Origin of the sequence: Erwinia psidii (assembly GCF_003846135.1) — a bacterium.
In the GTDB taxonomy this organism is placed as follows: Bacteria; Pseudomonadota; Gammaproteobacteria; order Enterobacterales; family Enterobacteriaceae; genus Erwinia; species Erwinia psidii.
On record NZ_RHHM01000006.1, the window covers coordinates 262,378 to 270,855 of the forward strand.

The window sequence follows — 8,478 nt, forward strand, 5'->3', positions numbered from 1 at the left end:
ATGAGCAAGACACTCCCGGAAATAGCCCAACAGCTGAGTACGCCTAAGAAAGTCAAAAAAACTGTCTCTGAAACAACGAAGGAAGTTGAAGAGACCAGGCCCGTGCCAAAGGTGCAGTTAATCTACGCTTTCAATGGCACGGGGAAGACCCGTCTTTCCCGGGATTTCAGGCAATTGATTGCGCCCAAAGTCATTGGCGGCGAAGGTGAAGCTGAACAGTCCGGGTTGTCGCGCAAAAAAATCCTCTATTACAATGCCTTCACCGAGGACTTGTTCTATTGGGATAACGATGTGCAAGAAGACGCAGAACCGAAGCTGAAAGTACAGCCTAATTCCTATACCAACTGGTTGCTGACATTGCTCAAGGATTTGGGGCAGGATGGCAATATCGTCAGTTATTTCCAGCGCTATGCGAACAACAAGCTGACACCACACTTCAATACAGATTTTACCGAAGTCACTTTTTCCATGGAACGGGGCAACAATGAGCGTTCCGCTCATATCAAGTTATCCAAAGGTGAAGAAAGCAACTTCATCTGGAGTGTATTTTACACCCTGGTGGATCAAGTGGTAACCATTCTCAATGTCGCCGACCCGGATGTGCGCGAGACCCGCGCATTTGATCAGCTGGAATATGTGTTCATTGATGATCCCGTCAGCTCTCTTGATGATAACCATTTGATTGAACTGGCGGTTAATCTTGCGGGGCTGATCAAATCCAGCCAATCCGATTTGAAGTTTATTATCACGACGCACAGTCCAGTATTTTATAATGTGCTTTTCAATGAGTTGAACGGTAAAGCTTGCTACATGTTGGAGAATTTTGAGGATGGCACATTTGCCCTCACAGAAAAACATGGCGACGCTAACAAGCGTTTTTCCTACCATCTCCACCTGAAGCAAACCATCGAACAGGCAATTGCTGACAACAACGTTGAAAGATATCACTTCACGTTACTGCGCAATCTTTATGAGAAAACGGCCAGCTTTCTGGGCTACCCTAAATGGTCTGAACTCTTGCCTGACGACAAGCAGCTTTATCTTAGCAGAATCATCAATTTCACAAGCCACAGCACGCTATCGAATGAAGCCGTTGCAGAGCCAACGCCAGCGGAGAAAGCAACTGTCAAACTGTTGCTCGATCACCTGAAAAACAACTGTGGCTTCTGGCAGCAGGAGCAAAAAAATGGTTGATTGCACCAAGCCAATTGCTGAGTCCAATAATTTCATCATCCTGGATACCTACAGCCCGGAATGGAAGATGACCGAGAACTACCAGAGCGAAGGTGATCTGGAGCGTGAGCTGATTCAGGATTTGGTTAACCAGGGCTATGAATACCTGCCAACCCTGAACAACGCCGGGGCGATGCTGGCTAATGTCAGGGAACAGTTGCAATCCCTTAATAAGGTAGAGTTTCTGGACGCTGAATGGCGTCGCTTTGTAGAAACCTGGATGGACAAGCCCAGCGATGGCGTTGTCGAAAAGACCCGTAAGATTCATGACGACTATGTTCATGATTTCGTCTTCGACGATGGCCGTATTCAGAACATCTATCTGCTGGACAGAAAAAACATTCTTCGCAATAAAGTGCAGGTGATCAGGCAGTTCGAGCAAACCGGCACACACGCCAATCGCTACGATGTCACCATCCTGGTCAATGGCCTGCCGCTGGTTCAAATCGAGTTGAAAAAACGCGGTGTAGCTATACGTGAAGCCTTTAATCAGATACACCGTTACAGCAAGGAAAGCTTTAACAGCGACAATTCTCTGTTTAAATACCTGCAACTGTTTGTCATTTCCAACGGCACCGATACCCGTTATTTTGCCAATACCACCAGGCGGGATAAGAACAGTTTCGATTTCACCATGAACTGGGCGAAGTCCGATAACACGCTGATTAAAGACCTGAAGGACTTTACTGCCACTTTTTTTCAGAAGCACACCCTGCTCAATGTGCTGTTTAACTACAGCGTGTTTGACAGTAGCCAGGCGCTGCTGGTGATGCGCCCCTATCAGATTGCTGCCACCGAGCGAATTCTGTGGAAAATTAACGGTTCCTTCAAAGCAAAGAACTGGTCCAAACCGGAAAGCGGCGGGTATATCTGGCACACCACCGGATCAGGTAAAACCCTGACCAGTTTTAAGGCCGCCCGTCTGGCAACCGAACTGGACTTTATTGATAAAGTCTTCTTTGTGGTAGACAGGAAAGACCTCGATTACCAGACCATGAAGGAGTACCAACGCTTCTCACCAGACAGCGTCAATGGTTCTGACAATACAGCAGGCCTTAAAAGGAACGTGGATAAAGATGATAACAAAATTATCGTCACCACAATTCAGAAGCTGAATAACCTGATGAAAGCGGAAGCTGACCTGCCCGTCTATCAGCAGCAGGTGGTGTTTATTTTTGATGAATGTCACCGCAGCCAGTTCGGAGAAGCACAGAAGAGCCTGAAAAAGAAATTCAAACGTTTTTACCAGTTTGGTTTTACCGGCACCCCGATTTTTGCCGGTAAAAATGCGCTGGGGGCCGAAGACACGACAAGTGTCTTCGGCGTGGAGCTGCATTCTTACATCATCACCGATGCCATTCGTGATGAAAAAGTGCTGAAGTTCAAAGTCGATTACAATGATGTACGTCCGCAGTTTAAAGCATTAGAAACCGAAACTGATGAGAAAAAACTCAGTGCAGCCGAAAACAGACAGGCCCTGCTTCACCCAATGCGAATTAGCGAAGTTACGCACTATATCCTGAAAAACTTCCGCCAAAAAACGCACCGCGCGTTTTCCGGTGCAACGGGTTTCAATGCTATGTTTGCCGTCAGCAGTGTCGATGCAGCAAAAGCCTACTACGAAGCCTTTAAAAACATCCAGCAAGCAGCTATTGAGCAGGATAACCGCTACAAACCACTAACGGTTGCCACCATCTTCTCTTTTGCCGCCAATGAAGAGCAGGATGCAGTCGGGGATATTAACGATGAAAGTTTTGATGTCACTGCCATGAACAGCAGTGCCCGGGAGTTTCTGGAGTCGGCGATAGAGGATTATAACGCCACCTTTAAAACCAACTTCAGTACCAACGGGAACAGTTTTCAAAACTACTACCGTGACCTTGCGAAACGGGTTAAGGAACAGGAAGTTGATCTGCTGATAGTGGTCGGCATGTTCCTGACTGGCTTTGATGCCCCGGCACTCAATACGCTATTTGTGGACAAGAACCTGCGCTACCACGGGCTGATGCAGGCATTTTCCCGCACTAACCGGATTTACAATGCAACCAAGACTTTCGGGAACATTGTCACCTTCCGTGACCTGGAGCAGGCAACCATCGATGCCATCACTTTGTTCGGAAAAAGTAATACCCGAAGCGTGGTAATGGAAAAAAGCTACACCGAATATATGGACGGCTTTACGGACAGTCTAAGCGGTGAGGCAAGACGCGGTTTTATGGATATCGTGACCGAACTGGAGACTCGCTTTCCACACCCTGCGGGTATTGAATCTGAAAAAGAGAAAAAAGCTTTCGTCAAACTGTTTGGAGAATATCTGCGAGCAGAAAACGTACTGCAAAACTACGATGAATTTACCACGCTGAAAGCCCTGCAAACCGTTGACCTCAGCGATCCAGTTGCCACAGAAGCGTTTAAAGACGCACATTATCTGGACGATGAACAATTCGCTGAGCTACAGATAATTCGCTTACCGGCTGAGCGTAAAGTTCAGGACTATCGTTCAAGCTACAACGATATCCGCGAGTGGCAGCGCCGTGAACGTGAGGCCAATGAAAAAGACAGCAGCACGGTTGACTGGGATGACGTGGTCTTTGAGGTGGATTTGCTGAAATCGCAGGAGATTAACCTCGATTATATTCTTGGACTGATTTACGACTATCACCAAAAGAATACCGACAAAGCAACAATGAAAGATGAAGTGATACGGATAATTCGCGCAAGCGTGGGCAACCGGGCAAAAGAAGGGTTGATAGTTAATTTTATCGAACAGACGAACCTCGATGATATGCCGAGTAAAGAAAGCATTATTGAAACCTTCTACACCTTTGCTCAGCAGGCTCAACAGCGTGAAGCGGAAGCCTTGATCAAGGAGGAAAACCTGAATGATGAGGCGGCCAGACGCTATATCAGAAACTCGCTGAAACGGGAATATGCAACGGAAAACGGCACGGCACTGAATGATGCCCTGCCTAAACTCAGTCCGTTAAACCCCCAGTACAAAACCAAAAAGCAGACGGTCTTCCAAAAGATCAGTGCCTTTATTGAGAAGTTTAAAGGGGTCGGTGGCCAGCTCTAGCCATCACCTGATGGTAAGGAATTTATCTCCATGTTTAACAAGGAAATTAAAGGATGAAGGCTAAAGAAGCCAAGTTGCTCAACTTTCTGCAGACTGCACCTCAGTTAGTCATCCCGATCTACCAGCGTATTTACTCCTGGAGCCTGAAAGAGTGTGAACAGCTTTGGGATGATATTCTGCGTTGCGGACTGGATGAGAACAATCAAGGACACTTTATAGGTTCCGTGGTGTATATCGAAAATGGGCTTTATTCGGTTACCTCTCAATCACCCTTGTTGATTATTGATGGTCAACAGCGCGTCACTACAGTGTCACTGTTAATCGCAGCTTTAGCCGAGGCCGTGGGCGAGCAAGAGTTTATTGAAGGGTTCAATCAGGCCCAGTTACGTGGTTTCTATTTGACTAACCCCTTACTGTCAGGCGAGAAGCGTTATAAACTTATTCTGACGCAAACGGACAACGAGACGTTACGTGCAATTATCGATGAAAAATCTCAGCCGGAGAATTACTCTTTACGTGTTACGGAAAACTTCGAATACTTTAAAGATAAACTAAAAAATGAAAAAATTTTGGAGACTGTCTGTAAAGGACTCAGCAAATTAATTGTGGTGGATATATCTCTCCAGCGTGACCATGATAATCCACAGCTTATATTTGAAAGCATGAACTCAACGGGTAAAAAATTAAGTCAGGCCGATCTCATCCGCAATTATATCCTCATGGAGCTGGAAAGTGAGCGCCAAACGGCATTGTATAATGATCACTGGCGTAAAATGGAACTTTTGTTTGGTCAGGAGGCTTACTCCGAACAATTCGATGCTTTTATGCGCCACTACCTGACAGTAAAAACCGGTGATATCCCTAAGATTGATGATATTTATGAGGCGTTTAAGCAGTACTTTCGTCGCAACAGTCAATCTGTTGAGTCTGTTGTTGCGGATATACATAAATATGCCATCTACTATTGCGCTATTGCGTTAGGTATTGAAAAAAACAAACACCTCAAAGATATATTTCATAACATCCTTGAATTGAGAATGGATGTTGCATATCCGCTGATGCTGGAGCTGTATGATGACTACCAGCTGGATATTCTGAAACTAAGCGATTTTTCGGAAGCCCTGCATCTGATGGAAAGCTATGTATTTCGTCGCGCAGTATGTACCATACCAACCAACTCAATGAATAAAACCTTTGCCGGGTTGAGTAAAAGTTTTGATAAGAACAAATATTTAGAAAGCTTTAAAGCTGCGTTTATATTGTTGCCATCTTATCGTCGTTTTCCGACTGATGAGGAATTTAAAAGAGATATACAGACTCGGGATCTTTATAACTTCAGAAGTCGTAGCTATTGGCTTAGAAAGCTTGAAAATCATAAGCATAAAGAACCGATCCCGGTAGATGAATACACTATCGAACACATCATGCCGCAGTGCGATAACAAAGCAGAGAAAGTGCCCGCTGCATGGAGAGCTGAGCTGGGAGATGAATGGCAGCGTATATGGGAAACATGGCGTCATTCGCTTGGGAACCTGACACTGACGGGCTATAACTCTGAGTATAGTAATCGCTCATTTGCTGATAAGCGCGACATGGAGGGTGGTTTCAAATACAGTCACTTACGCCTGAATGACGGGCTTTCTTCTCTTGATAAATGGAGTGAAGAAGCCATTATATCCCGAGCAAAAAAAATGGCCCATCAGGCAAGCAGTATCTGGCCAAGTGCCAATCTTTCCGATGATATTCTAAAAAATTATCAGCCTAAGAGCGAAGGTAACCTCACTTATGGCTTCGAAGACCATCCCTATCTGGTTAAGGAGCATGTTAAGGTGTTGTTTGAAGCGTTCCGTAAAGCAACGTTGCTCCTTGACCCTTGTGTCACAGAGGTTTTCCTGAAGCTTTATATTGCTTATAAGGCTGAGGTAAATTTTGTGGATGTTGTACCGCAAGCAAAGCGGCTGCGTCTTTCACTGAATATTCCATTTGCTGAAATTAATGATCCGCGTGGATTATGCAAAGATGTCACCAGTTTGGGTCGATGGGGAAATGGCGATGTTGAGGTCGGATTTGAGAAGCCAGAAGATTTGCCTTACATTATCTCTTTAGTAAAACAAGCATTTGAGCGACAAATGGATAATTAGTCTTTAATAAATACAAGGGCTGAAAGTGTGATTTCCAATCTACAAGAGTGGCAATATGAAAATTTCCCCTTTACGGATATGGCGTCTGCCATGCCGAAGGCTGTGAGAACGGCGTAAATGCTGAACATTCAGGTGGTGTAGTGCTTCACGACTGCGAAAGTACAGCGTTTTGCTAGCGAGATAAGAGGATAAGCGCCAAAAGCAATAGGTCTTTCCTTACCTGCAAAGCGGTACTCGAGATACCAGCGCTTAGAACCATCAGGGCTTATCATCAGGTACAGGCCATGTGCATCTGCGAGTTTTTAGGCTTTCTCGCGCGGCCCAGCGGTGCGGGCTACAACGTCTGTCAGGGCCATAATTGGGGTCCACTCCTACCCGAAGTGAATTGACCCCATCCTGCCCCCCAAACCATCTGGATGTCAATGGACAAAAAAAGCGCGGATAAAACGAACAATTCAGGGGAGAAGAGAGATAACACTTAATATTTAATAAACAATAAGATATGGATATTAATGGAGGATTATGGACATAAAAAAGCCACCCAAGGGTGACTCATTTTCCACAATGGTGCGAAGGCCGGACTCAAATAACATCTCAACTATATATTTTAAATGAAATTTAATGAAATAAAACCTAAAAGTGCCCCTTTTTGTGCCCCCACAGTAAATTATGGCTATCTATTTAAAAAGATATGGTTTTGAAATAGATTCAAAATCACTCATTTATTTTTTAAAAATTACTCCTTCGGTTTGGTTCCGAGCTGTAGACCCTTACCGGCGCTACCGGCCCTAAAAATTTAGGGCCAATCCAGAAAGAAAGATTTTAAGGAAAAGTGTTCACCCTGTTCACTTTTTAATTTTAATTATCATTTAATTAAGTGGTGATCACTGCACGGTGAGTCTCCACTACTGTTCACACGGGGTGAACAGTATTCATCATCAGACATAAAAAACCGGCCAAGACCGGTTTATTATGCACATTATGACTACTCACTCAGGTCAAGGCATTTTTGTTTAAATAAAAAACTATATTTTTTTTCTGATGGTTCTGAACAAAACCGAAAGTATTACCGCTATAGCTACTACAAAAACTATCATCATGATATTACTTGCAGGATCCAAACCCCATTCGTAATCTCCCTTAATTAGTTGGGCAGATCTTAATAAATCAAAAAGTTCAGAAGAAGACCACAGATAGAGGCTGTTAATTGGTTTGACCCATGCCGTAATGCAAAAGGCCAGCACTATAAATAAAATCGATGAAATAATTTTAAACATCACACTTCGCATAGTCTGGGTTTCCTCTTACTGACACTTTTCCATAGGCCATCATTCCTGTGCGAGAGCCGGGAACCTTAACCTGCTCTGTGCGAAGTAATGCCCTTCTGACTTGTTGAAAATCAATAATGTTAAAAAAGGTTATACATCCCCAGGACTGGCCTGAACCGTCAGGCCTTAATGGATGTAACCTGAACTGGCCGCGTTGAACACCATTAACAAACACGCTGTCTGAAAGTGTCCTTGCGCTGAAGAGGCCAAACCACTCATCATGGTTAGTATGGTTTACAATATCTTTTAGCTCTCTGAGTAGTGTATTAGCTAATCCACTCGATGGCATTTTAACTATCCAGTAATCACCAACCGGGATAGATCCGTAATCCGTGACGTAAGAACAGTTTACATTATTGATAAATTTCTCTTCGCGTCCAGACAGTACTGGGAATTTACCGATACCGTATACTGTCAATACAGCCCGCCCGGAACGTCTGGCGTCATCGTCATATATCATGCTCATCTGAATCATTCATTATTTTCCATAACAATACACATACTTAAGAAATTATACACTTTTACAGAAACCGCGTTCAAGTAACCATCTCCCAACAATTTGATACAAGGTTCAGGGTGTAGTGGCATAGTGAATTTGGCCACCTGAATAGAGGTGATATCATCACCTCATAGCCAAAACAGGTGACATTATGACCGGACGTAACAGACGCAATTTTAGCCCTGAGTTTCGCCTCGAAGC

Annotated in this window: 4 protein-coding genes and 2 pseudogenes; 3 read left to right on the top strand and 3 right to left on the bottom strand. The window is 44.3% G+C overall.

What is annotated here, in order from left to right:
* Genes EB241_RS09860 through EB241_RS09870 form a run of 3 tightly spaced genes read left to right on the top strand, consistent with a single transcriptional unit; the run spans window position 1 to window position 6,450 of the window.
* The gene (locus tag EB241_RS09860; protein ID WP_124233007.1) at window positions 1-1,194 is read left to right on the top strand and encodes an ATP-binding protein; all 1,194 of its coding nucleotides are present in this window, start codon (window positions 1-3) and stop codon (window positions 1,192-1,194) included.
* The gene (locus tag EB241_RS09865; protein WP_124233008.1) at window positions 1,187-4,309 is read left to right on the top strand and encodes an HsdR family type I site-specific deoxyribonuclease; all 3,123 of its coding nucleotides are present in this window, start codon (window positions 1,187-1,189) and stop codon (window positions 4,307-4,309) included. The genes EB241_RS09860 and EB241_RS09865 overlap by 8 nt, the downstream gene beginning before the upstream one ends.
* 53 nt (window positions 4,310-4,362) lie before the next feature.
* A complete protein-coding gene (locus tag EB241_RS09870; protein ID WP_124233009.1) occupies window positions 4,363-6,450 on the top strand; it encodes a DUF262 and DUF1524 domain-containing protein in 2,088 nt (695 codons plus the stop codon).
* Between the two features lie 63 nt (window positions 6,451-6,513).
* Here the strand turns inward: EB241_RS09870 and EB241_RS21450 are convergent.
* From EB241_RS21450 to EB241_RS09890, 3 genes and pseudogenes are all read right to left on the bottom strand, one after another.
* A pseudogene (locus EB241_RS21450) lies at window positions 6,514-6,624 on the bottom strand (hypothetical protein); the annotation flags it as partial.
* Window positions 6,618-6,806 (bottom strand): annotated as a pseudogene (locus EB241_RS21455) (Arm DNA-binding domain-containing protein); the annotation flags it as partial. The pseudogenes EB241_RS21450 and EB241_RS21455, both read right to left, overlap by 7 nt.
* A gap of 913 nt (window positions 6,807-7,719) precedes the next feature.
* Complete coding sequence (locus tag EB241_RS09890) at window positions 7,720-8,253, bottom strand: DUF2778 domain-containing protein (protein ID WP_148089644.1); 534 nt, start codon at window positions 8,251-8,253, stop codon at window positions 7,720-7,722.
* Between the last annotated feature and the right edge of the window lie 225 nt (window positions 8,254-8,478).